The 21,927-nt window shown below is 73.9% G+C and carries 24 protein-coding genes and 3 tRNA genes; 18 read left to right on the top strand and 9 right to left on the bottom strand.

Annotated features, from left to right (window positions below; all coding sequences use genetic code 11):
- The first annotated feature begins 177 nt into the window (after positions 1–177).
- Positions 178–1,113 carry a hypothetical protein gene (locus FB458_RS01060; RefSeq protein ID WP_141845997.1) on the top strand — a complete coding sequence of 312 codons (936 nt, stop codon included), beginning with the start codon at positions 178–180 and terminating at the stop codon, positions 1,111–1,113.
- A 320-nt stretch (positions 1,114–1,433) separates the two neighbouring features.
- The gene (locus FB458_RS01055; RefSeq protein WP_141845995.1) at positions 1,434–3,269 is read left to right on the top strand and encodes a bifunctional metallophosphatase/5'-nucleotidase; all 1,836 of its coding nucleotides are present in this window, start codon (positions 1,434–1,436) and stop codon (positions 3,267–3,269) included.
- A 3-nt stretch (positions 3,270–3,272) separates the two neighbouring features.
- Here the strand turns inward: FB458_RS01055 and FB458_RS01050 are convergent, their stop codons facing one another.
- From FB458_RS01050 to FB458_RS01030, 5 genes are all read right to left on the bottom strand, one after another.
- The gene (locus tag FB458_RS01050) at positions 3,273–4,619 is read right to left on the bottom strand and encodes an RNA polymerase sigma factor (protein WP_211355892.1); all 1,347 of its coding nucleotides are present in this window, start codon (positions 4,617–4,619) and stop codon (positions 3,273–3,275) included.
- A 2-nt stretch (positions 4,620–4,621) separates the two neighbouring features.
- A complete protein-coding gene (locus tag FB458_RS01045) occupies positions 4,622–4,954 on the bottom strand; it encodes a YciI family protein (protein WP_141845993.1) in 333 nt (110 codons plus the stop codon).
- 125 nt (positions 4,955–5,079) lie between these two features.
- A complete protein-coding gene (locus FB458_RS01040) occupies positions 5,080–5,676 on the bottom strand; it encodes an isochorismatase family protein (RefSeq protein WP_141845991.1) in 597 nt (198 codons plus the stop codon).
- A gap of 19 nt (positions 5,677–5,695) precedes the next feature.
- Positions 5,696–6,382, bottom strand: a complete 687-nt coding sequence (locus FB458_RS01035; RefSeq protein ID WP_211355891.1) for a DUF421 domain-containing protein — start codon at positions 6,380–6,382, stop codon at positions 5,696–5,698.
- A gap of 28 nt (positions 6,383–6,410) precedes the next feature.
- Positions 6,411–7,742 carry a nicotinate phosphoribosyltransferase gene (locus FB458_RS01030; RefSeq protein ID WP_281286074.1) on the bottom strand — a complete coding sequence of 444 codons (1,332 nt, stop codon included), beginning with the start codon at positions 7,740–7,742 and terminating at the stop codon, positions 6,411–6,413.
- Positions 7,743–7,766: 24 nt separating this feature from the next.
- Between FB458_RS01030 and clpS the strand changes: the two genes are divergently transcribed.
- The 3 genes from clpS (at position 7,767) to FB458_RS01020 (ending at position 9,789) form a co-directional block, all read left to right on the top strand.
- Positions 7,767–8,063: an ATP-dependent Clp protease adapter ClpS gene (gene clpS, locus FB458_RS21520; protein ID WP_425460831.1), complete on the top strand. Its 297-nt coding sequence runs from the start codon at positions 7,767–7,769 to the stop codon at positions 8,061–8,063.
- Positions 8,063–8,677: a DUF2017 domain-containing protein gene (locus FB458_RS01025; RefSeq protein ID WP_141845987.1), complete on the top strand. Its 615-nt coding sequence runs from the start codon at positions 8,063–8,065 to the stop codon at positions 8,675–8,677. Before clpS ends, FB458_RS01025 begins: the two co-directional genes overlap by 1 nt.
- 137 nt (positions 8,678–8,814) lie before the next feature.
- Entirely contained in the window at positions 8,815–9,789 is a 975-nt protein-coding gene (locus tag FB458_RS01020; protein ID WP_141845985.1) for an aminoglycoside phosphotransferase/kinase family protein, read from the top strand.
- A 21-nt stretch (positions 9,790–9,810) separates the two neighbouring features.
- Here FB458_RS01020 and FB458_RS01015 read toward each other — a convergent pair whose 3' ends face one another.
- Positions 9,811–10,545 carry an alpha/beta hydrolase gene (locus tag FB458_RS01015; RefSeq protein WP_141845983.1) on the bottom strand — a complete coding sequence of 245 codons (735 nt, stop codon included), beginning with the start codon at positions 10,543–10,545 and terminating at the stop codon, positions 9,811–9,813.
- Between the two features lie 76 nt (positions 10,546–10,621).
- On the opposite strand from FB458_RS01015, the gene murI reads away from it, so the two are divergent.
- The 6 genes from murI (at position 10,622) to FB458_RS00985 (ending at position 16,784) form a co-directional block, all read left to right on the top strand.
- Positions 10,622–11,461, top strand: a complete 840-nt coding sequence (murI, locus tag FB458_RS01010) for a glutamate racemase (RefSeq protein ID WP_141845981.1) — start codon at positions 10,622–10,624, stop codon at positions 11,459–11,461.
- The gene (locus tag FB458_RS01005; protein ID WP_141845979.1) at positions 11,458–12,240 is read left to right on the top strand and encodes an MBL fold metallo-hydrolase; all 783 of its coding nucleotides are present in this window, start codon (positions 11,458–11,460) and stop codon (positions 12,238–12,240) included. Before murI ends, FB458_RS01005 begins: the two co-directional genes overlap by 4 nt.
- 82 nt (positions 12,241–12,322) lie before the next feature.
- Positions 12,323–13,084, top strand: coding sequence for a ribonuclease PH (gene rph / locus FB458_RS01000; RefSeq protein WP_141845977.1), 762 nt, complete (start codon positions 12,323–12,325; stop codon positions 13,082–13,084).
- The gene (locus tag FB458_RS00995) at positions 13,081–13,785 is read left to right on the top strand and encodes a non-canonical purine NTP pyrophosphatase (protein ID WP_141845975.1); all 705 of its coding nucleotides are present in this window, start codon (positions 13,081–13,083) and stop codon (positions 13,783–13,785) included. Before rph ends, FB458_RS00995 begins: the two co-directional genes overlap by 4 nt.
- A gap of 25 nt (positions 13,786–13,810) precedes the next feature.
- Complete coding sequence (locus FB458_RS00990) at positions 13,811–15,397, top strand: molybdopterin-dependent oxidoreductase (RefSeq protein ID WP_246061000.1); 1,587 nt, start codon at positions 13,811–13,813, stop codon at positions 15,395–15,397.
- A 121-nt stretch (positions 15,398–15,518) separates the two neighbouring features.
- Complete coding sequence (locus FB458_RS00985; RefSeq protein ID WP_141845973.1) at positions 15,519–16,784, top strand: sensor domain-containing phosphodiesterase; 1,266 nt, start codon at positions 15,519–15,521, stop codon at positions 16,782–16,784.
- Positions 16,785–16,806: 22 nt separating this feature from the next.
- Here the strand turns inward: FB458_RS00985 and FB458_RS00980 are convergent.
- Positions 16,807–16,887: transfer RNA gene (locus FB458_RS00980), tRNA-Leu, on the bottom strand.
- 163 nt (positions 16,888–17,050) lie between these two features.
- On the opposite strand from FB458_RS00980, the gene bcp reads away from it, so the two are divergent.
- From bcp to FB458_RS00965, 3 genes are read left to right on the top strand one after another with little or no spacing between them, the layout of a single operon-like run.
- Positions 17,051–17,518, top strand: coding sequence for a thioredoxin-dependent thiol peroxidase (gene bcp, locus FB458_RS00975; RefSeq protein ID WP_141845971.1), 468 nt, complete (start codon positions 17,051–17,053; stop codon positions 17,516–17,518).
- 37 nt (positions 17,519–17,555) lie between these two features.
- Entirely contained in the window at positions 17,556–17,837 is a 282-nt protein-coding gene (locus tag FB458_RS00970; RefSeq protein WP_141845969.1) for a DUF3618 domain-containing protein, read from the top strand.
- 44 nt (positions 17,838–17,881) lie between these two features.
- The gene (locus FB458_RS00965) at positions 17,882–18,178 is read left to right on the top strand and encodes a GroES family chaperonin (protein ID WP_141850244.1); all 297 of its coding nucleotides are present in this window, start codon (positions 17,882–17,884) and stop codon (positions 18,176–18,178) included.
- A 51-nt stretch (positions 18,179–18,229) separates the two neighbouring features.
- On the opposite strand, the gene FB458_RS00960 is transcribed toward FB458_RS00965, so the two are convergent.
- Together FB458_RS00960 and FB458_RS00955 are read right to left on the bottom strand one after the other, a co-directional pair.
- Positions 18,230–18,304, bottom strand: a tRNA-Lys gene (locus FB458_RS00960).
- A 92-nt stretch (positions 18,305–18,396) separates the two neighbouring features.
- Complete coding sequence (locus FB458_RS00955) at positions 18,397–18,795, bottom strand: hypothetical protein (RefSeq protein ID WP_141845967.1); 399 nt, start codon at positions 18,793–18,795, stop codon at positions 18,397–18,399.
- Between the two features lie 121 nt (positions 18,796–18,916).
- Here FB458_RS00955 and FB458_RS00950 point away from each other — a divergent pair.
- From FB458_RS00950 to FB458_RS00935, 4 genes are all read left to right on the top strand, one after another.
- Positions 18,917–18,992: transfer RNA gene (locus FB458_RS00950), tRNA-His, on the top strand.
- A 104-nt stretch (positions 18,993–19,096) separates the two neighbouring features.
- Positions 19,097–19,543 (top strand): hypothetical protein, encoded by a 447-nt coding sequence (locus tag FB458_RS00945; protein ID WP_141845965.1) that lies wholly within the window; start codon positions 19,097–19,099, stop codon positions 19,541–19,543.
- A gap of 104 nt (positions 19,544–19,647) precedes the next feature.
- Positions 19,648–21,159, top strand: a complete 1,512-nt coding sequence (locus FB458_RS22115; protein ID WP_342778000.1) for an ABC transporter substrate-binding protein/permease — start codon at positions 19,648–19,650, stop codon at positions 21,157–21,159.
- Positions 21,156–21,923 (top strand): amino acid ABC transporter ATP-binding protein, encoded by a 768-nt coding sequence (locus FB458_RS00935; protein ID WP_141845963.1) that lies wholly within the window; start codon positions 21,156–21,158, stop codon positions 21,921–21,923. The genes FB458_RS22115 and FB458_RS00935 overlap by 4 nt, the downstream gene beginning before the upstream one ends.
- The last annotated feature ends 4 nt before the right edge of the window (positions 21,924–21,927 follow it).

The raw sequence follows: 21,927 nt of genomic DNA, 5'->3' as shown, positions 1-21,927 counted from the left end.
GAAGTGCGACGCGGTCCCGGCCGGGCGGCGTTCTGGGGCGAAGATCTTCGAGAAACGCGACGTGGTCCCGGCCGGGCGGCGTTCTCGCTCGTCCACAGCCGACCCTTGCCACGCCCGGGCCGGCGCGACCTGTGGAGAACCGCCGGCGGCGGTCGGTCGACGCGCCACGCTCGCGCCATGTCCACTCCATCGTGCGAGATCGATGTCCGTCAGCCCTTCACCCGGGCGGAGGCGCTCAAGGCGGGGCTGACGCCGTACGAGCTCGGCTCGACGGCGTTCGTGCGAGTCTTCCATGGGGTCTACATCTCGCGGGAGGTGCCTCGGACGCACGTCGTCCGGGCGCGTGCGGCCCTCAAGGCGGTCCCGTACGACGACGCGGTGGTCAGTCACGAGTCCGCGGCTCAGCTCTGGGGAGCCAGCGTCGCCACCAGCTCCGTGACCATCACGGTGCGGCCCAAGCAGGTCGTGCTCCTGCCCGGGGTCAAGGCTCGTCAGCGGACGGCCCGACCGCCGACGAGCAGGCGGCACGGGGTGCTCGTGACCAGCCCGAGCCAGACCTTCTGCGACCTCGGCAGCGTCCTCGACCTGGTCGAGCTGGTCGTCGTCGGCGACAAGCTCGTCCGACGCAAGGTCGTGACGCCGGATCAGCTGGTCGAGGCCGCGTCGCAGTGGCGCGGGTGGGCTCGAGGCACCGTCCGACGGGCGGCCGGCCTGGTCCGACCAGGGGTGGACTCGCCGCCCGAGACCCGTCTTCGCCTGCTCGTCGTGCTGGCCGGTCTTCCCGAGCCGACGGTCGACTACCGGATCCACGACGACGACGGGACGCTGCTGCGACGCATGGAACTGGCCTACGAGGAGCCGAAGATCGCGATCGAGTACCAGGGGCGGGACCACCGGCGTCAGGACAAGATCTGGGTCGGTGACATCACCCGTCGCGAGGAGCTGAGCCGGGACTCATGGCGGTTCGTCGAGGTCATCAACGAGGGCCTCTTCGACGACCCGCTCGAGACGCTCCTGCGCATCGAGCAGGCCCGCGTGGACCGGGGATGCGCTCCGACCAAGATGTTCCGGGAGGAGTTCCGGCGGTACTTCCCTGGCAAGAGCGTCGCCTGACCGGTCGGGTGGTGCCTCTTCTCGAACATCCTGGGCTGGGAGGGCCTGAGGTGGTCCGGGCGGCGTCGTTTCTCGAAGATCTTCGGCCTGGACGGCGCGAGGTGGTCCGGGCGGCGTCGTTTCTCGAAGATCTTCGGCCAGGACGGTGCGGGGTGGTCCGGGCGGCGTCGTTTCTCGAAGATCTTCCACAAACGACCACCCCCGGCGCCGGTTCACGGTCACCTGCACGTCACCGCAGGTTCTTCCCGAGACCACCTCGGTCCGTATACGGTCTCCCGGGCTGTACCCAGCCCCTCACGAGCACCGTCCCAGGGAGACACATGACCTCGCCGCTCGACCACACCGCCACGCGCCGCCAGCTGCTGACCCTCGCCACGGTCGGAGGCGCCGGCCTGTTCGCCGCCGCCAACGCCGGCCCGGCGTCGGCCGCGACGACCGGCAACCGCTTCCGACTCACCGTCCTCGGCACGAGCGACCTGCACGGCAACGTCTACAACTGGGACTACTACAAGAACGCCGAGTACGACGACGCGACCCACAACGACATCGGCCTGGCCAAGGCGGCCACCCTCGTCAAGGCGGTCCGGGCCGAGCGCGGCGCGAGCAGCTGCCTGACCCTCGACGCCGGCGACACCATCCAGGGCACCCCGTTGGCCTACTACTACGCCAACATCGAGCCCATCGGCGGCCGCACCAAGCACCCGATGGCGATGGCGATGAACGCCCTCGGGTACGACGCCGCCGCGCTCGGCAACCACGAGTTCAACTACGGCCTCGAGCACCTCGACCGCTTCCGCAAGGAGCTCAACCACCCGCTGCTCGGCGCCAACGCGGTCGACTGGGACACCGGCGAGCCGGTCTTCCGGCCGTGGGTGATGAAGGAGGTCGCGACCCGCCCGGGCCGTCCGCCGCTCAAGGTCGGCATCCTCGGCCTCGTCACGCCCGGCGTCGCCATCTGGGACAAGGCCAACGTCGAGGGCAAGGTCCGCTTCCCGGGCATCGTCGAGCAGGCCGAGGTCTACGTCCCGCGGATGAAGAAGGCCGGGGCCGACGTCGTCGTCGTCTCCTGCCACTCGGGGATGGACACCAGCTCGTCGTACGGCGACGCGCTGCCCTACCCGGAGAACGCCTCCAGCCTGCTCGCCGCGCAGGTGCCCGGCATCGACGCGATCCTCGTCGGCCACGCGCACTCGGAGATCCCGATGCGCAAGGTCAAGAACGAGGTGACCGGGCAGCGGGTGCTGCTCAGCGAGCCGAAGTACTGGGGCATGCGGGTCACCGTCATGGACCTCAACCTGGAGTACGACGGCGCCCGCTGGGGCGTCGTGTCGTCCGGCGCGACCCTGCTCGACGCCAACACCGCGACCGAGGACGCCGAGATCGCGGCGCTCATCCGCCCGGCCCACACCAAGGTCCTCACCTACGTCAACTCCGTGGTCGGCACCTCGACGACGGCGATGTCGGCGGCGACCTCGCGCTACGAGGACACGCCGGCCATCGACTTCATCAACGACGTCCAGGCCGACGCGGTGAAGACGGCCGTCGCCGGCACGCCCGCGGCGAGCAACCCGGTGCTGTCGATCGCGGCGCCGTTCAACCGCGCGGCGGCCATCCCCGCCGGTCAGGTCACCGTGCGCGACGTCGCCGGCCTCTACATCTTCGACAACACCCTCGTCGGGATCACGATGACCGGGGCGGACCTCAGGGCCTACCTGGAGAAGTCGGCGGCCTACTTCAAGCAGGTCTCCGGCACCGGCCCGTTCACGCCGGACCAGCTGACCAACGCCGTCACGCCCGAGGCGCCGGGCGGCACCCCGGACTACAACTACGACATCGTCGGCGGCCTCGACGCGCCGCTCACCTACGACATCGACCTCGCCCAGCCGGTCGGCTCGCGCATCAAGGACCTCGCGTACGACGGCGCCCCCGTCACCGACGCGCAGGTCTTCACCGTGGCGATCAACAACTACCGCCAGAGCGGCGGCGGCGGCTTCCCCGCCGTGGCGACCGCGCCGGTCGTCTACAACGCGCAGCAGCCGATCCGCGAGCTGCTCATCGCGTGGGTGTCGGCCAACGGCACCATCGACCCGGCGACCTTCTCCTCGGTCGACTGGCGCCTGACCAGCAACGGCAGCCCGATCACCATCACCGGCTGAGCGTCACCGGCCGACGGCACCTCCCGCCGCCGGCGGCTCGCCCACCTCGGCGAGCCGCCGGCGCAGGAAGGCCCGCTCGGCCTCGTTGTCGCAGCGGACCAGCGCGGCGCCGTACGCCGCCGCGGCCTCGCCGCGCCGGCCGAGCCGTCGCAGCAGGTCGGCCCGGGCGGCCGGCAGGTAGTGGTAGCCGGCCAGGGCGTCGCCGTACGCCGTCGCCACCTCCTCGACCGCCGCCAGCCCGGCCTGCGGCCCGTCGCGGAAGGCGACCGCCACCGCCCGGTTGAGGGCGACGACCGGGGACGGCCAGGCCCGCCCGAGCAGGTCGTAGAGCACGACCACCTCGGCCCAGTCGGTCGCGGCGAACGACGGTGCGGTCGTGTGCGCCGCGGCGATCGCCGCCTGGAGGGCGAAGCGGCCGGGGAGCCCGCCGCGCAGCGCCGCCCGGACCTGCGCCTCGCCCTCGGCGACCAGCGCGGCGTCCCACCGGGTGCGGTCCTGCTCCTCGAGCGGCACGAACGCGCCGCCCGCGTCGGTGCGGGTCACCGACCGGGCCCGGGCGAGCAGCCCGAGGCCGAGCAGGGCTCGTAGCTCGCGCTCGTCCGGCATGAGCCGGAGCAGCTCGCGGGTCAGGTGCAGCGCCCGGTCGACGAGGTCGCCGCGCACGAGACCCTCGCCGGAGGGTGCGGTGTGGCCCGTGGTGAGGACGAGGTGGAGCACGGTGAGGACGGCGTCGAGCCGCTCGGCCAGCTCGTGGCCCCGCGGCTCGCGGTAGGGGATGCGCGCCGCGGCGATCTTCTTCTTGGCCCGGGTCACCCGGGCGGTCATCGTCGCCTCGGGGACGAGGAAGGCCCGGGCGATCTCGGCGGTGCTCAGCCCGCAGACCAGCCGCAGGGTGAGGGCGACCTGGGCCTCGCGGGCCAGGGCCGGGTGGCAGCAGGTGAAGACCAGCCGCAGCCGGTCGTCCGGCACCTCGCCTCCTGCCGCCACGACGTCCTCCTGCTCCAGCCGCTCGAGCACGGCCTCCTCGACGCCGGGCACCGGCAGGGCGTCCTCGACGAGCAGCGGCACCTTGCCGCGCAGCGTCGTGGCCCGCCGGTGCCGGTCGAGGGCGAGCCGGCGGGCGGCGGTGGTCAGCCAGGCGCCCGCGTTGCGGGGCACCCCCTCGCGGCCCCACGCCTCCAGGGCGCGCACGTAGGCGTCCTGCGTGCACTCCTCGGCGAGGTCGAGGTCACCGGCGACGCGCACCGTCGCGGCGAGCACGCGGGCCCACTCGCGGCGGTGCGCGTCGTCCAGCGCCCGGGCGACGGCGTCCGGCTCCGGCGCGGACGCCGCCTCCGGCGACGCGGCCACGCTCAGCCGAAGACCATCACCGGGCGGACCTCGACGCCGCCGTACGGCGCCGGGACGGCCTTGGCGATCTCCAGCGCCTGGTCGAGGTCGGTCGCCTCGATGAGGTAGTAGCCGCCGAGCACCTCCTTGCTCTCGACGAACGGTCCGTCGGTGACGACGTCACCGCGGACCGTCGTCGCCGTGCCGGACGGCTGGAGCGCGTTGCCGCCGACGATCGCCGAGCCCCAGCGCTCGGCGAAGCGGCCGTGCGCCTGGTAGACGTCGTCGAGGACCTGCGGCGAGGCCTGGGTGTACGCGTCCTCGGCCTCGTAGATGAGGACCAGGTACTGAGCCATGGGTGTCTCCTTCGGGTGGACCGGGTCGCCGGTCGTGGTGGCCGTCGAGGGCCTCTCGACACCACCACGACGAACAGCATCGACCCGGATCGACAGCCCCGGGGAGACTTTCTCTCGAGGACGTCTCAGCCGGTGAGGACCGGCTCGCCCTCGAGGGTCACCCCGGCGGCGTGGAGCTGGGCCAGGGCCGTCTCCGTGGTGTCCCGGGCCACGCCGGCGGTGAGGGTGAGCAGGACGCGGGTGGCGAAGCCCTGGTCGGCGGCGTCGAGGGCGGTGGCGCGCACGCAGTGGTCGGTGGCGAGGCCGACGACGTCCACCTCGTCGATCTGCTGCTCCCACAGCCACTTCGCCAGCCCGATGGGGGAGGAGTCGGGCCCGGCCAGCCCCTCGAAGCCGCTGTACGCCGCCGCGTCGCGCCCCTTGCGGAACACCGCCGACGCGACCCCGACGGCGGGGCCCGCCGCCGGGTGGAAGTCGGCGCCGTCGGTGCCGACCCGGCAGTGCGGCGGCCACGAGTCGACGTAGTCGGGGTGGTCGGAGAAGTGCTCGCCCGGGTCGACGTGCCAGTCGGCGGTCGCGACGACGGTCGCGTACTCGGTGGCGTGCGCGGCGACGTACTCGCTGATCCGCCGGGCCACCTCCGCGCCGCCGGCGACGGCGAGCGAGCCGCCCTCGCAGAAGTCGTTCTGCAGGTCGACCAGGACCAGGGCGCGTCGGGCCATGCGTGAACTCTAGTCAGGCTCAGGGCCGGTCGGGCGCGCCGTCCACCGGTGGGGCGCCGAGCGCGTCGAGCCGGGCGTCGAGGTGGGCCTGCAGGTCGGCCACGGCCCGGCGCAGGTCCTCCACCGTCGCCGACTGCGCCTCGGCCTTGAGCCGGACGGTGAACGTGCCGCCCGGCTCGAGCCGGGCGACCTCGACCTGGTCGATCCGGTCGGCGCCCTGCAGGTGCAGGGCCCGGGCCAGCTCGTGGCGACGCAGCCCGAGGCGGCGCAGGGTGGCCTCGTCGTACCGGCCGTCGTGCACGAGCGTCGTGGCCGTCCCCTCGAGCAGCCGCTCGGTGCGGGCGTTGAGGAAGCCGAGACGGTCCATCGCCGAGTTGAAGGCGACGAGGACGACCGCCCCGATCGCCCCGCCGAGGAACGAGGTGTCGGGGCCGATGACCGCGTTCTGCACGACGTTGCTCAGCAGGAGCACGACGACGAGGTCGAACGAGTTCCACTGCGCCAGCGTGCGCTTCCCGGCGAGGCGCACGACGACGAGGATGAGCGCGTAGACGAGGACGGTCCGCACGACCTTCTCCACCAGCGGCGTGGTGTCGAGCGAGAAGAGGTTGCTCCAGAAGTCCCCGCTCCACAGCCAGCCGGGGACGTCGCTCCCCGTGGGCGGCAGGGTGAGCAGAGCCGGTGCGGTGAGGGGGAGGGCGGGCACGGCGCGACCCTAGCCCGCGCCCCCGCTGCTACGCCGTGACGTACTCGGTGGGGATCGCCGGCTCGCCGCGCTGCAGCCGCAGGGCGACCGGCGGCAGCTCGGCCCGCGAGGCGGCGTGCCGGGCCCGGGCGGTCGCGGCGTCCTGCGGGGCGAGCACCTGACCGTCGCGGACCAGCTCGACCATGAGCGGGCGGTCGTCGCCGTCGTCGGCGGGGGGCCGGCCCACCCCGACGACCTCGGCGACCGCGACCCCGTCGGTGAGCCGGCGCAGCGCCCACTTGTCCCCGCCGACGCTGGCCTTGCCGCTGCTGCGCTTCTCGACGGGGACGAGGACGCCGTCGTCGCCGGCGCGCGCGACGAGCTTGTAGACCATGCTCGCCGTCGGTGCGCCGGACCCGGTGACGAGCTGGGTGCCGACGCCGTAGCCGTCGACCGGGGCGGCGGCCAGGGACGCGATGGCGTACTCGTCGAGGTCGGACGTGACGATGATCCGGGTGTCCGTCGCGCCGAGCTCGTCGAGCTGGGCCCGGACGGCGTGGGCCTGCTGGAGCAGGTCGCCGGAGTCGATCCGGACCGCGCCGAGCCCGGGGCCGGCGACCTCGACCGCCGTGCGGACGCCCGTCGGGACGTCGTACGTGTCGACGAGCAGGGTCGTGCCGACGCCGAGGGCCTCGACCTGCGCGGCGAAGGCGGAGCGCTCGTCGTCGTGCAGGAGGGTGAAGGCGTGCGCCGCGGTGCCGGTCGTCGGGACGTCGTACCGGCGCCCGGCCTGCAGGTTGCTCGTGGCCCGGAAGCCGGCGACGTACGCCGCCCGCGCGGCGGCGACCGCCGCCTCCTCGTGGGTGCGGCGCGAGCCCATCTCGATGCACGGGCGGTCGCCGGCGGCGGCGGTCATCCGCGACGCGGCCGACGCGATCGCGGTGTCGTGGTTGAGGATCGACAGGACGAGGGTCTCGAGGACGACGCCCTCGGCGAAGCTGCTCTCGACGACCAGGACGGGGGAGCCGGGGAAGTAGCACTCGCCCTCGGCGTAGCCGCGCACGTCGCCGGTGAAGCGGTACGACGCGAGCCAGTCGCACGTCGCGTCGTCGATGACCCGCTTGCGGCGCAGCTCCTCGACGACGCCCTCGTCGAAGCGGAAGTCGGTGAGGGCGTCGAGGACGCGGCCGGTGCCGCCGACGACGCCGTACCGGCGCCCGTCGGGCAGTCGTCGCGAGAAGGCCTCGAAGACGCACCGGCGGTGCGCGGCGCCGCTGCGCAGCGCGGCCTGGAGCATGGTCAGCTCGTAGTGGTCGGTGAGCAGGGCCGTGCTGGGCCGAGGCGGCGAGCCGGCCCCTGTGGGTGTCGTCCCGTCGGTCACCCGCGACAGCCTATGGTGGAGGCCGTGTCGATCGCCCCCGCCGAGTCCACCTCGGTCCTCGAGAAGGCCGACGAGGCGCTCGAGCCGGCGACGCCGTGGGTGACGCTCGTGTGGAACGACCCGGTCAACCTCATGTCCTACGTGACGTGGGTGTTCGAGACCTACTTCGCCTACCCGCGGCGCAAGGCCGAGAAGCTGATGATGGACGTGCACCAGAAGGGCAAGGCCGCCGTCTCGCACGGCTCGCGCGAGGAGATGGAGCGCGACGCCGAGGCGCTGCAGGGCTACGGGCTGTGGGCGACGTTCGAGAAGGACGCGTAGTGGCGCGGGCCTTCAAGCGCAAGGGCGAGCGGTACGTCGCCCGGATGGACGAGCTCGAGCGGAACATCGTCGCCGGGCTCATGGAGCAGACCCGCGACCTGCTCGCCCCGCCGGAGCGGCCCTCGACCGGCGACCCGTTCGAGGACCTCGTCGCGGGGCTGGGGATCTCGCTCGCCGCCGAGGACCAGGTGCCCGAGGCGCCGGCCGCGCCGGAGGACCGCGACCCGGCGCTGGACCGGCTGCTGCCGACGGCGCACCGCGGCGACGACCAGGTCGCGGCCGAGTTCCGCCGGCTGACCGAGCACGACCTGCGCGACCGCAAGGCCGCGGGCCTCGCCGTCGCGGTCGGGGCGCTGCGGGCGGCGACCGGGGACCGGCTCGAGCTGACCAAGGAGCAGGCGCACGCCACCGTCGTCGCGCTCACCGACACCCGGCTGCTGCTCGGCGAGCGGATGGGGCTGCGCACCGACGAGGACGCGACCGAGCTGCACGAGCGCGCTGCGAGCCTCGACCCCGACGACCCGGCCGTCTACGCGATCTCGGTCTACGAGTTCCTCACCTGGCTCCAGGAGTCGCTCACCGGCGCGCTGATGGGTCGCGGCCTCTTCGGCTGACCGCCCGCGGCGGCCTCGCCCCGCTCCGCCTCGCCCGGTCTCGCCCGGTCTCGCCCGGTCTCGCCCGGTCTCGCCCGGGGTGGACTTGACGCTGCGTCAAGTCCACTGGCCTCCGCGGCGGGCCTATGCTCGCGCGCATGCTCGTCGCCCCCGACGACCTCAGCGCCGAGACCGTCCTGGAGACCGTCCGGGCGCACTGGGACGACGCCGCGCACGCCTGCGCGCACGTGCCGAAGGGCGCCGGCGCGCACCACTGGGCGGTCTCCGGCAAGCACCGGCCGCGGTGGTTCGTCACCGCCGACGACCTCGACACGCCGACCCGCGAGGACGAGCTCCGGGCGACGTACGACTCCGCGCGGACCCTCGTCGAGGACGGCCTGCCGAGTGCGCTGGCGACCGTCCCGACGGCGGGCGGCGAGACCGGCGTGCTGGTCGGCGCCCGGCTGCTCACCGTGACGCCGTACCTCGAGGGGGAGTCCGGCCCGGGCGAGTTCGCCGACGACGACCAGCGGGCGCTCGTTGCCCGCGCCGTCGGCGCGCTGCACGCCGCCGAGGCCCCGCCGACCCTGCTCGACTGGGTGCCCGGCCCGCCGCAGCGCGACGACCTGCTCGACCTTCTCGGCCGCCTCGACGAGCCGTGGGAGAGCGGCCCGTACGGCGACCTCGTCCGCGAGGCCCTGCGCGCCGAGGCGCCGCTGCTGCGTGACCTGCTCGCCCGTTTCGACACCCTCGCCGCGGCCGCCGTCGCCCGCCGCGGCACCTGGGTGCCGACCCACGGCGAGCCGCACACCGCCAACGTCCGCTGGACCGCGGCCGGGCCGTTGCTGCTGGACTGGGAGAGCCTGCGCCGGGCGCCGCGCGAGCGCGACCTGCGCGTCGTCCTGTGGGGCGCCGACGGGGCCGAGCCGCTCTCGGCCTACTGCGCCGTCACGGGCCTGGACCCCGACGCGATCGACGGCGACCTCGTCGAGCTGTTCGAGCTCGAGTGGTGGCTGTGGGAGACGGCGTCGTACGCCGTCCGCTTCCACGCCGAGCACGAGGGGGACGCCGACGACGCCCGCTTCGCCCGGTCCTTCCTCGACGAGGTCGTGCCCGCGGTCCGCGCCGTCTGACGCGACCTGTGGGGCGGTGGGTCAGCGCAGGACGGCCTGCTCGATCACCCGGGCCGTGCGAGGTCCGTCGAGGAGGAGGACGTCGTGGTGGATGCCCGGCATCCGGACCACCTCCCACCCGAGGGCGGCGAACCGGTCGACGTCCGCGGGCGGGACGACGAGCCGGGCGTCGTCGGAGAGGACCAGCGTCGACGGGACGACCGGGGCAGCCGGCGGCACCGGGTGCACGGCGACGTCCTGCAGCACGTCCGCGGCCATCGAGCGGTCCCACTGCCGGTGCGCCGCGTCGACGAGCGCGGCGTTCGCCGCGTCGAGCCGCCGGTCGACGCGGTCGTACGCCCACGCCACGACGCCCCGGAGGCCGGGGGTGCGCCAGAAGAGCGTGCCGAGGACGCCGTCCCGGGGGAGGCGGAGCCCGAACCCCGGGTCGAGGTAGACCGCCCGCCGCGGCTGCAGCGACCCCACGGCGTCGGCGACGACCCGGCCGCCGAGGGAGTGCCCGACGACCGCGTCCAGACCGGTCGGCAACGTCTCGACGAGGTCCGCGGCCATCATCGCGAGGCCGTAGCGCTCCCCGGCCGCCGTGTCCGCGCGGGGGCTGGCCCCGTGACCGCGCAGGTCGACGAGAAGGACCGTGAACCGGTCGGGGTCGAGCGCGTCGACGACGTCGGTCCACAGCGGGCCGGAGCCGAGGAAGCCGTGCACGAGGGCGAGCCGGACCGGGCCGTGACCGCGGGTCTCGACGTGCAGCTGCATGACGCCATCGTGCCGTGTGACCAGGCCGACGCGACGCCCGGCGGGACCGCACCCCGGGGGTTCCTAGACTGGCCGGGTGGTGGACGCACCCATCGGCATCTTCGACTCCGGCTTCGGTGGCCTCACCGTGGCCCGCTCGGTGCTCGACCAGCTGCCGCACGAGCCGGTCGTCTACTACGGCGACACGCTCCGCGCGCCGTACGGGCCGCGGCCGATCGCGCAGACCCGCGCCTTCGCGCTGGAGTGCCTCGACCGGCTCGTCGAGCACGGCGTCAAGCTCCTCGTCATCGCCTGCAACACGGCGAGCGCGGCGATGCTCCACGACGCCCGCGAGCGGTACGACGTCCCGGTCGTCGAGGTCATCCGGCCTGCGGTGCGGCGGGCCGCCGCCGCGACCCGCAACCACCGGGTCGGGGTCATCTCCACCCTCGGGACGCACCAGTCCGGCGCGTACGTCGACGCGTTCGCCGCCGCCCCGCACCTCACCGTCACGAGCCACCCGTGCCCGCGGTTCGTCGAGTTCGTCGAGGCGGGCGTCACCGGGGGCAAGGAGCTGCTCGAGGTGGCGCGGGAGTACCTCGAGCCGGTCGCGGCGCAGGGCGTCGACACCCTCGTCCTCGGCTGCACGCACTACCCGCTGCTGACCGGGGTCATCTCCTACGTCATGGGCGAGGACGTCACCCTCGTCTCGTCGGCGGAGGAGACGGCCAAGGACGTCTACCGGGTGCTCGCCGACCACGACCTGCTGCGCCCCGACGACCTCGGCCCGCCGCAGGTCGCGTTCTCGACCACCGGCGACCCGGAGGAGTTCCGCCGGCTGGCCCGGCGCTTCCTCGGTCCGGAGGTGGGGACGGTGTTCGGCAACCTCGGTGACGGGCAGGTCGCCGTACCCCCGGCCGTGGACGGTGCCGCATGAGGCTCACCGTCGTCGGCTGCTCGGGCTCGTTCGCCGGGCCGTCGTCGCCCGCCTCCTGCTACCTGCTGCGCGCCGAGCACGCCGGTCGCACCTGGAGCCTCGCGCTCGACATCGGCGCCGGTGCGCTGGGCCCGCTGCAGCAGCACCTCGACCCGCGCGACCTCGACGCGATCGTCCTCAGCCACCTGCACCCCGACCACTGCATCGACCTGTGCGGCCTGTACGTCGTCCAGCGATACCACCCGGAGGGCCCGAACCGGCCGCTCCCGGTCTACGGTCCGACGGGCAGCGGAAAGCGGATGAGCGAGGCCTACGGCCTCGACGACCCGCACGCGATGGACTCCGAGTTCGACTACCGCGACCTCGTCGACCGGCAGCCGGTCGTCATCGGCCCGTTCGTCGTCACGCCGTACGCCGTCTCGCACCCCCTCGAGGCGTACGGCGTCCGGGTCGAGGTCGACGGGGTCGTGCTCGCCTACACCGGCGACACCGACGTGTGCGACGCGCTCACCCCGCTGATGACCGGCGCCGACCTCGTCCTCGCCGACAGCGCCTTCGTCGCCGGCCGCGACACGGCGAGCGGCGTGCACATGAACGGCGCCCAGTGCGCGCGGACCGCCGTCGAGGCCGGGGGAGTGGGGCGGCTCATGCTCACCCACATCCCGGCCTGGAACGACCCCGAGCAGTGCCGCGCCCAGGCCGCCGAGCACTGGCCCGCCGGCCACGGCGCCGGGCTCGGTGTCGAGCTGGCGCGGCCGGGGACGACGTACGAGCTGTGACCTGCGCGCTGTGACGCGGCGGTAAGCCTCCCGTGAGGTCCGACGGTCGGGAGGCGGCCGGGTGCTCGTTAGCCTGGGAGGCATGACCGACCCCGACGCCACCCCGCGCCACGACGGCCGCGCCCCCGACCAGCTGCGCGAGGTGCGGATCACCCGCAACTGGCTCGACCACGCCGAGGGCAGCGTCCTCGTCGAGTTCGGCCGCACCCGGGTGCTGTGCGCCGCGTCCTTCACCGAGGGCGTGCCGCGCTGGCTCAAGGGCAAGGGCACCGGCTGGGTCACCGCGGAGTACGCGATGCTCCCGCGCTCGACGAACACCCGCTCGGACCGCGAGTCGGTCAAGGGGAAGATCGGGGGTCGCACGCACGAGATCTCGCGCCTCGTCGGGCGCAGCCTGCGCGCCGTCATCGACACCAAGGCGTTGGGGGAGAACACGATCGTCCTCGACTGCGACGTCCTGCAGGCCGACGGCGGCACCCGCACCGCCGCCATCACCGGCGCGTACGTCGCCCTCGCCGACGCCATCGAGGACGCCCGCGCGAAGAAGCTCATCGCGTCCTCGGCCACGCCGCTGACCGGCTCCGTCGCGGCGATCTCGGTCGGCGTCGTCAAGGGCCGTCCCGTCCTCGACCTCGACTACCCCGAGGACTCGACCGCCGAGACCGACATGAACGTCGTCATGACCGGCGACGGCCGCTTCGTCGAGGTCCAGGGCACCGCCGAGGGCGAGCCGTTCGACCGCGAGCTGCTCGGCCGGCTCCTCGACCTCGCCACCGCCGGCTGCGCGACGCTCACGCAGCGTCAGCAGCAGGCGCTCGCCGAGAGCGCGCGGGAGCGCGCATGACGCCGTACGGCGCCCCGGGCGCGGGTCCGACCCTCGTCCTGGCCACCCGCAACGAGCACAAGGTGCACGAGCTGCGCCAGATCCTCGCCGAGCTCGTCGACGACCTCGGCCTGCAGGTCGTCGGCGCCGGCGACGTCGAGGGCGCGCCGGACGTGCCCGAGACCGAGGTGACCTTCGAGGGCAACGCGCGGCTGAAGGCCGTCGCGCTCGCGCGGGCCACCGGGCTGCCCTCGGTCGCCGACGACTCCGGCCTGACCGTCGACGTCCTGGGCGGGTCGCCGGGCGTCTTCAGCGCCCGCTGGTCCGGATCCCTCGTGCCGCAGGACGCGACGCGGCAGGAGCGCGACCGGGCCAACCTGCGCCTCGTCCTCGACCAGGTCTCCGACGTCGCCGACGAGCACCGCGGGGCCGCGTTCGTCTGCGCGGCGGTGCTGGCGATGCCCGACGGGCGCGTCCTCACCACCCGCGGCGAGGTGCGCGGCCGGCTCGTCCGCGAGCCGCGCGGCACGAACGGGTTCGGCTACGACCCCGCCTTCGAGCCCATCCCCGAGGGCGCCGGCGACGAACCCCTGGCACCCCTCGGTGGCGGCCGCACGCTCGCCGAGCACACCGACGAGGAGAAGAACGCGATCTCGCACCGCGGCAACGCCTTCCGGGCGATGGTGCCGCTGCTGCGGGAGGCGTTGAGCACCCGGCACTGACCCGCCAGACCTGAGAGAGACCGCCATGGCCACGACCACCTCGGCCCCGCAGACCCCCGACACGACGCCCCCGCCCACCCCGCGGGACGGCGACGCCCGGGGGCATTGGTGGGTGGCGGCGCTCGACGGGCTCGTCGCCGGGGCGGTGGCCGTCGGTCTCGCGTCGCTGCTGGGCGGGGTGATGACGTGGTCCGGGCTCAGCCAGGGCACGCCGTCGCCGCTCTCGGCCCTGGCCGGCGCCTTCATCGACCGGACGCCGCCGTGGCTGAAGAACCTCGCCGTCTCGACCTTCGGCACCCACGACAAGACGGCCCTGCTCGTCGGGATGGTCGTCGTGCTCGTCCTCGTCTCGGCCGCCGCGGGGGTCCTGGCCCGCCGCGCGCTGACCGCCGGGCTGGTCCTGCTCGTGGTCGGCGGGGTGCTCGCGGCCGGGGCCGTGGTCAGCCGCCCGGACTCCGGCGGCGCCGACGTCGTGCCGACGTTCGTGGGGGTGCTCGCGGGGATCGTCGTCCTGCGCAGCCTGGTGACCACCCGACGGCGTGACCCGTGGGGGACCAGCGGCCTCACCCGACGTCGGGTGCTGCTCGGCGCGGGTGGCCTGCTCGGGGTGCTGCTCGGCAGCCGCCTCGACTCCGGGGTCGGCTCGGCGTCGGCCTCGCGGGCGGCGACCCCCGTGCCGAAGGCCGCGGACCCCGCCCCGGCGGTGACCGGTGCCCAGCTCGACGTGCCGGGCGTCTCGCCGTACGTCGTGCCGAACGGCGACTTCTACCGGATCGACACCGCGTTCGTCGTCCCGCACCTCGACGCGTCGTCGTGGTCGCTCAAGGTCACCGGCGAGGTCGAGCAGGAGGTGAGCCTCGACTGGGCCACCCTCGCTCAGAAGCCGATGGTCGACCGCTACATCACCCTCACCTGCGTCTCCAACGAGGTCGGCGGCGACCTGGTCGGCAACGCCCGCTGGACCGGCTGGCCGGTGCGCGAGCTGCTCGCCATGGCGCGGCCGAAGGACGGCGCCGACATGGTCCTGTCGACCAGCTCCGACGGGTGGACCGCCGGCACGCCGCTCACGGCGCTGACCGACGAGCGCGACGCGCTGCTCGCGGTGGCGATGAACGGTGAGCCGCTGCCCTTCGAGCACGGCTTCCCGGTCCGCCTCGTCGTCCCCGGTCTCTACGGCTACGTCTCGGCGACCAAGTGGGTCACCGAGCTCAAGGTCACCCGGTTCTCGCAGGACGAGGGCTACTGGACCCCCCGGGGCTGGTCGGCCAAGGGGCCGATCAAGACGGCCTCGCGGATCGACGTCCCGCAGGACGGCACCCGCGTCTCGGCCGGCACGGTCGCCGTCGCCGGGGTCGCGTGGGCGCAGCACCGCGGGATCAGCAAGGTCGAGCTCCAGGTCGACGGCGGCGACTGGCGGGCCGCCCGGCTCGCGGCCGAGCCGACCGTCGACGCCTGGCGTCAGTGGGTCTACGAGTGGCCGGCGACCAGCGGCCAGCACACCCTCGCCGTCCGGGCGTACGACGCCGCGGGGCAGCCGCAGCCGGCCACCCCCGCCCCGCCGGACCCCGACGGCGCGCAGGGCTACCACTCGATCCAGGTGACGGTGGCCTGACCCCGGCTTGGTTGCAGGCCGGGACGGTTCTGCTCGGATCGTCGCCGCGCTCGCCGATGAGGGGGCGAGTCGGTCGGTGGCCAACCCCGCTCGCAACGGCCGACGAGGAGGGAGGACCGCCGTGGACCGCGTCCACGAGATCGTCGACCACGCCCGGGTCCGCAGCGTCTTCCAGCCCATCGTGCGCCTCGACGACGCGTCCGTCGTCGCGTACGAGGCGCTGACCCGCGGCCCGGAGGGACCGCTCGAGCGGCCCGACCTGCTGTTCGCCGCCGCCCGCGACGCCGGTCGCCTCGCCGACCTCGACGCCCTGTGCCGGACGACGGCCCTGCGCACCGCCGTGCAGGCGGGCATCCGCGCGCCGCTCGGGCTCTTCGTCAACGTCGAGCCGGAGGTCCTCGACTCCGAGGCGCTCGACGCCCTCATCGACATCGCCCGCACGGCGCCGGGCGGCCTGGACGTCGTCCTCGAGATCACCGAGCGGGCCATCGGCGCACGACCGGCCGAGCTGCTCGCCTGCGTGCGCACCCTGCGCGAGGCGGGCTGGCGGATCGCCCTGGACGACGTCGGCGCCGACGACCTGTCGCTGGCCTTCATGCCGCTGCTGCGCCCCGACATCGTCAAGCTGGACCTGCGCCTCGTCCAGCAGCGCCCGGGCCCGGCCGTGGCCTCGATCATGAACGCCGTCAACGCCTACGCCGAGCGCAGCGGGGCGATCCTCCTGGCCGAGGGCATCGAGACGGCCGAGCACGTCTCCGTCGCGCGCGCCCTCGGGGCGAGGCTGGGGCAGGGATGGCACTTCGGCCGCCCGGCCCCGCGCCCGCCGGTCCCGACGGGCGCTGCGGCCGAGCGGGCCCGCGCCGCGCTGCGGCTGCCGCCGGGCGAGGCCCGCCCGACCCCGGCGTCACCGTTCGCGTGCCTGCCGCCGACCGCCGACGTGCGCACCTCCACCAAGCTACTGCTCGTCGAGCTGAGCAAGCACCTCGAGCGGGAGGCCCTCGCGCACGGCTCCACGTGCGTCGTCGTCTCGACCTTCCAGTACGCCCACCAGTTCACGGCCGCGACGGCCCGCCGGTACGCCGCCCTGGCGGACCGGGTCGGGTTCGTCGCCGCTCTCGGGGCCGGCCTGCCCGTCGAGCCGGTGCCGGGGGTGCGCGGTGCCGACCTGAGCGCCGACGACCCGGTGCGCGACGAGTGGGACGTCGTCGTCATCGCCCCGCACTTCGCGGCGGCGCTCCTCGCGCAGGACCTCGGCGGCCCGGAGGACGACCGGCCCGAGCGCGAGCGGCGGTTCGGCTTCGCGCTGACCTACGACCGGGACGTCGTCACGCGTGCGGCGCACAGCCTGCTCGCCCGCGTCCTGCCCGCCCCGGTGCTCGTGCCCTGACCCCCCGGATCGCGGGTCCGCGTGCCAGAGGGGGGAATCGAACCCCCACGCCCGAAGGCACGGCATCCTAAGTGCCGCGTGTCTACCGTTCCACCACTCTGGCTCGGGACGCGATGCTACCGACCGCCCGCGCGGGGACGGCAGCGGTTTCCCGGCCGGGCGGCGCCGTCCCGCACGGCGGCGGGGGGTCGGCTAGGTTGGTCGGCGAGACGCCGTACGGGGCGTCGTACGGGCACCGCCCGGGCCAGCACGAGAAGGAGACCGACGTGACCGCCAGGCTCGAGCCGGGAGACCAGGCCCCCGCCTTCACCCTGCCGGACGACACCGGTCGCGAGGTCTCGCTCGCGCAGTTCGCCGGGCGCAAGGTCGTCGTCTACTTCTACCCGGCGGCGATGACGCCCGGCTGCACGACGCAGGCCTGCGACTTCAGCGACTCGCTCGACGCGCTCCAGGCGTCGGGGTACGACGTCGTCGGGATCAGCCCCGACAAGCCGGAGAAGCTGGCCGCGTTCCGCGAACGCGACCACCTGACCATCACTCTGCTGTCCGACCCCGACAAGCAGGTGCTCACGGCGTACGGCGCGTTCGGCGAGAAGAAGCTCTACGGCAAGACCGTCGAGGGCGTCATCCGCTCCACCGTCGTCGTCGACGAGGACGGAAAGGTCGCCGACGCCCGTTACAACGTCAAGGCCACCGGGCACGTGGCCAAGCTCCGGAAGGATCTCGGCCTGTGAGGGCCGCGACCACCACCCGCCCCGTGAGGACGACGACATGAGCGACGCGACCAGCGAGCAGCGACCCAAGACCGCGGCCGAGCTCGAGGCCGAGCTGGCCGCCGCGCGCGAGCGCCTCGCGGTCAGCGTCGACGAGCTCGTCACGCGCACGCAGCCGAAGGAGATCGCGCGGCGGCAGAAGGAGAACGCGCGGCTGGCGTTCATCGACGCGACGCGCACGCAGGACGGCGGCTGGCGCGTCGAGCGGCTCGTCGCGGTGGGGGCTGCCGTCGTGGCCGTCGTCGTCGCCTCGGTGCTGCTGCGCCGTCGACGCGGCTGACGGGGACGGCTCCCGTGGCGGACGCCTCCCGCCTGCCGATCCGGATGCTGCACGACCGCGTCCTGGTCTCCCTGGAGCGCGAGGGCGGTGACCGCCGCTCGGGCGGCGGCATCCTCATCCCCGCGACCGCGTCGGTGGGCAAGCGCCTGTCGTGGGCCGAGGTCGTCGCCGCGGGCCCGGCCGTGCGCCAGGTCCAGGTCGGTGACAGCGTCCTGTTCGACCCCGAGGAGCGCAGCGAGGTCGAGCTGCACGGCAAGGACTACGTCCTGCTGCGCGAGCGCGACCTGCACGCCGTCGCCGCGCGCCGCGTGGAGGACGAGGGCACCGGGCTCTACCTCTGAGCGACCCCGCACGACGACGGCCCCGGCTCGAGGAGCCGGGGCCGTCGTGGGTGGTGCGCCGCCAGGGATTCGAACCCCGAACCCAGTGATTAAGAGTCACTTGCTCTGCCATTGAGCTAGCGGCGCAGTGGTCGTCGCGCCAGCGGCGCAACGAGGCACGAGATTACACCAGCGGCGGGAGCGGAACGAAATCGGCTCTGCCGCGAGGGTGGTCGGCCTCAGGTCTCGTCCCAGCGCCCGTCCCACGGCTCGCCGTACGGCGCCTCGGGGTCATCCCCGCGCTCGGCCCGCCGTCGGGCGCCGACCTGGACGACGAGACCGGTGCCGACGAGCAGGACCACCCCGACGAGGCTCGCGACGAGCAGGCCTGGGTGGATGCCGAGCGGGCCGTCGTCGCCCGCGTCCTCGTGCTGCTCGGCGCCGCGGCCGGCGGTGAGCGTCTGGGCGGGGGAGGGTGTCGTCCGCGGCGTCGAGACGGGGGCCGACGCGCCGGCGCCGCCGCCGGAGCCCCGCGCGGCGGCGAGCGTGACGAGCAGGCCGAGCACCAGCGAGCCGAGCAGTGCGGCGGCCAGGCCCAGCGCGACGGCGCGGTCGTGCCGCTGCCTCCCCAGGAACATGCGGCCATTGTCAGCCCTGCGCCGCCGACTCGCGCGGGCCGGTCCGGGAAAGGCGGTCATGAGCACCCCGTCGGACCTTGTACAGTTGTCGTCGCCGCAGCACCCCGGTGCGCGGCCGATGGTGGGTGTAGCTCAGCTGGTAGAGCACCGCGTTGTGGTCGCGGTGGTCGCGGGTTCAAGTCCCGTCACTCACCCCACGTCGACGAAGCCCCCGACCTGCGTGAGGTCGGGGGCTTCGTCGTCCGGCGAGCGCGACCCGCGGACGACGGCGAAACCTCCCTCGGGTTGGCAGGATCGAGCCATGACGCCGTCCGGTCAGGTCGCCATCCGCCTCCCGCTCGCGCTGCGGGTGGTCGTCGCCGCGTTCCTCGCGGTCTGGGTGGGCGCGATCGTCTGGACGACGGTCGTCCACCCCCACGGCTCCTCGGTCGTCGTCGGGGTGGTGATGTGCGCCTTCGGCGTCGCGCTCGGGTACCGGATCCTGCGCCTGGGCGTCAGCAGTGGAGAGGACGGGGTCCTGCACGTCCACAACCCGTGGGCCAGCAGGGACCTCTCTCGCGGGGAGATCGAGGAGTTCCGGACCGGGACCGACGGCGGACGACGTCTGGGCCAGCGCCGCGTCATGGCCCTCCTGCGCGACGGGACGGCCTACAACCTCGACGTCTGCCAGGCGCCCCCCTTCGGCGTCGGCTCGACCCGGATGAGCCGGCAGCTCGACCAGCTGAACTCCTGGCTCCGCGCGCGCTGACCCCCACCACCCGGCCCACGTCCGCGACTGCTCCGTCCATCGCGACGGACGCCCCCGGTGACCGCGCCCCCGCGAGGGTCGCACGCCGCAACTAGGCTCGTGAGGTGCGGATCACTCCACCCCGGCGCCTCCTCGTCCTGCTCGTCCTGGTGCTGGGCGCGCTGACGTCCTCGGCGGCGTCCGCGCAGGCCGCCGTACGGGGCGCCGTGGAGACCGCGCCGTCGGCGACCGGGCCGGTCGTCCGGGTCGGGACCGAGGGCACGTACCCGCCCTTCACCTACGTCGACCCGCGCACGCAGCAGCTGACCGGCTACGACATCGAGGTCATGCAGGCGGTCGCCAAGAAGAACGGCTGGCAGCTGCAGTTCCAGCAGACGACGTTCGACTCGATCTTCCCGGCGCTCGACGCCAAGCGGATCGACGCCGTGGCCAACCAGATCACGATCAACGCGGACCGCCAGGCGCGCTACCTCTTCACTCAGCCCTACACCTACTCGCGCGGCGTCGTCGTGGTCGCCGCCGGCAACACGAGCATCAAGAGCCTGGCCGACCTCAAGGGGAAGACCGCAGCCGAGTCCGAGACGAGCAACTGGGCCCAGGTCGCCCGCGACGCCGGCGCGAACGTCCAGTCGGTGGAGGGGTTCGCCCAGGCCGCCGAGCTGCTCAAGCAGGGCCGTGTCGACGCGATCGTCAACGACAACATCGCCGTCCTCGACTACCTCGCCTCCACCGGGTCGAAGGACGTGAAGATCGTCGGCAACACCGGCGCCGACGTCAGCAAGCAGGCCCTGGTCTTCCGCCAGGACGAGTCGGCGCTGCGCGACCAGGCCGACGCGGCACTGAAGACCCTGGCCGCCGACGGCACGCTGAAGGCCATCTCGGAGAAGTACTTCAAGGCCGACGTCTCGGTCGAGAGCAGCGGCGGCACCGGCCCGACGCTCAGCGGCTCCGACACCCGCAGCACCCTCCAGGTCCTGCGGGACACCGCCTGGCCGATGCTCAAGGGGCTGCTGCTCGGGACGATCCCGCTGACGGTCATCAGCTTCGTCGTCGGGATGGTCCTCGCCCTGACCGCGGCCCTCGCGCGGTTGTCCCCGAATCCGTTGCTGTCCGGGCCGTCCCGCGTCTACATCTCCCTCATCCGCGGCACGCCGCTGCTGGTCCAGCTGTTCATCATCTTCTACGGCCTGCCCCAGATCGGGGTGAAGATCCCCAGCTACCCCGCGGCCGTCATCGCGCTGAGCCTCAACGTCGGTGGCTACGCCGCCGAGATCATCCGCGGCTCGATCCTGTCGGTGCCCCGCGGCCAGTACGAGGCCGCGACCACCATCGGGATGGGTTACGGCCAGGCGATGCGGCGCATCGTGCTCCCGCAGGCCGCGCGGATCGCCGTACCGCCGCTGGGCAACACGTTGTTGTCGCTGATCAAGGACACCTCGCTCGCGTCGGTCATCCTCGTCACCGAGCTGTTCCGCGAGGCGCAGAACGCCGCCGCGCCGAGCGGGCAGTTCCTGCCGCTCTACCTCTTCGCCGCGCTCTACTACTGGGTCGTGTGCTGGCTGGTCTCGTCGGGCCAGAAGAGACTCGAGCACCGACTGGAGAGGTACGCCGTATGAGCACCGACCCGCTCATCGAGGTCCGGGGGCTGCGCAAGGCCTTCGGCGACAACGAGGTGCTGCGCGGCATCGACCTCACCGTGCCCGAGGGCTCGGCGACGACCCTGCTCGGGCCGTCGGGCTCGGGCAAGACCACGGTCCTGCGCTCCCTCAACGTGCTCGAGACCCCGGACGCCGGCGTGGTCCGCATCGGGGACGCCTCCGTCGACTTCGGGGAGCGGGCCGACGCGAGGACCCGGCGCGAGGAGGTCCGGGCCCTGCGGGCGCGCAGCGGCATGGTGTTCCAGTCCCACCACCTGTTCCCGCACAAGACGGTGCTGCAGAACCTGCTCGAGGGCCCGGTGCAGGTGCAGCGCCGCGACGTCGACTCCGCCACCGCCGACGCCCGCGCCCTGCTGGAGCAGGTCGGGCTCGCCGGCCGCGAGGACGCCTACCCGGCCCAGCTCTCCGGAGGCCAGCAGCAGCGGGTCGGCATCGCCCGGGCGCTCGCGCTCAAGCCGCAGGTCGTCCTGCTCGACGAGCCCACCTCGGCCCTCGACCCCGAGCTGGTCGGCGAGGTCCTCGCCGTCATCCGCGACCTCGCCGCTCAGGGGTGGACCCTCGTCGTGGTCACCCACGAGATCCGCTTCGCCCGCGACGTCGCCGACCAGGTGCTCTTCCTCGACCAGGGCGTCATCGCCGAGCGGGGCGGCCCCGAGGTGCTCACCGACCCGCGCGAGGAGCGGACGCGGCAGTTCCTGTCGCGCGTGCTGGCGGCCGGCTGAGCGT

Origin of the sequence: Lapillicoccus jejuensis, assembly GCF_006715055.1 — a bacterium.
GTDB classification, from domain to species: domain Bacteria; phylum Actinomycetota; class Actinomycetes; order Actinomycetales; family Dermatophilaceae; genus Lapillicoccus; species Lapillicoccus jejuensis.
Note: the sequence above shows the minus strand (reverse complement) of the source record. Positions and strands in the feature narration are given on the sequence as shown.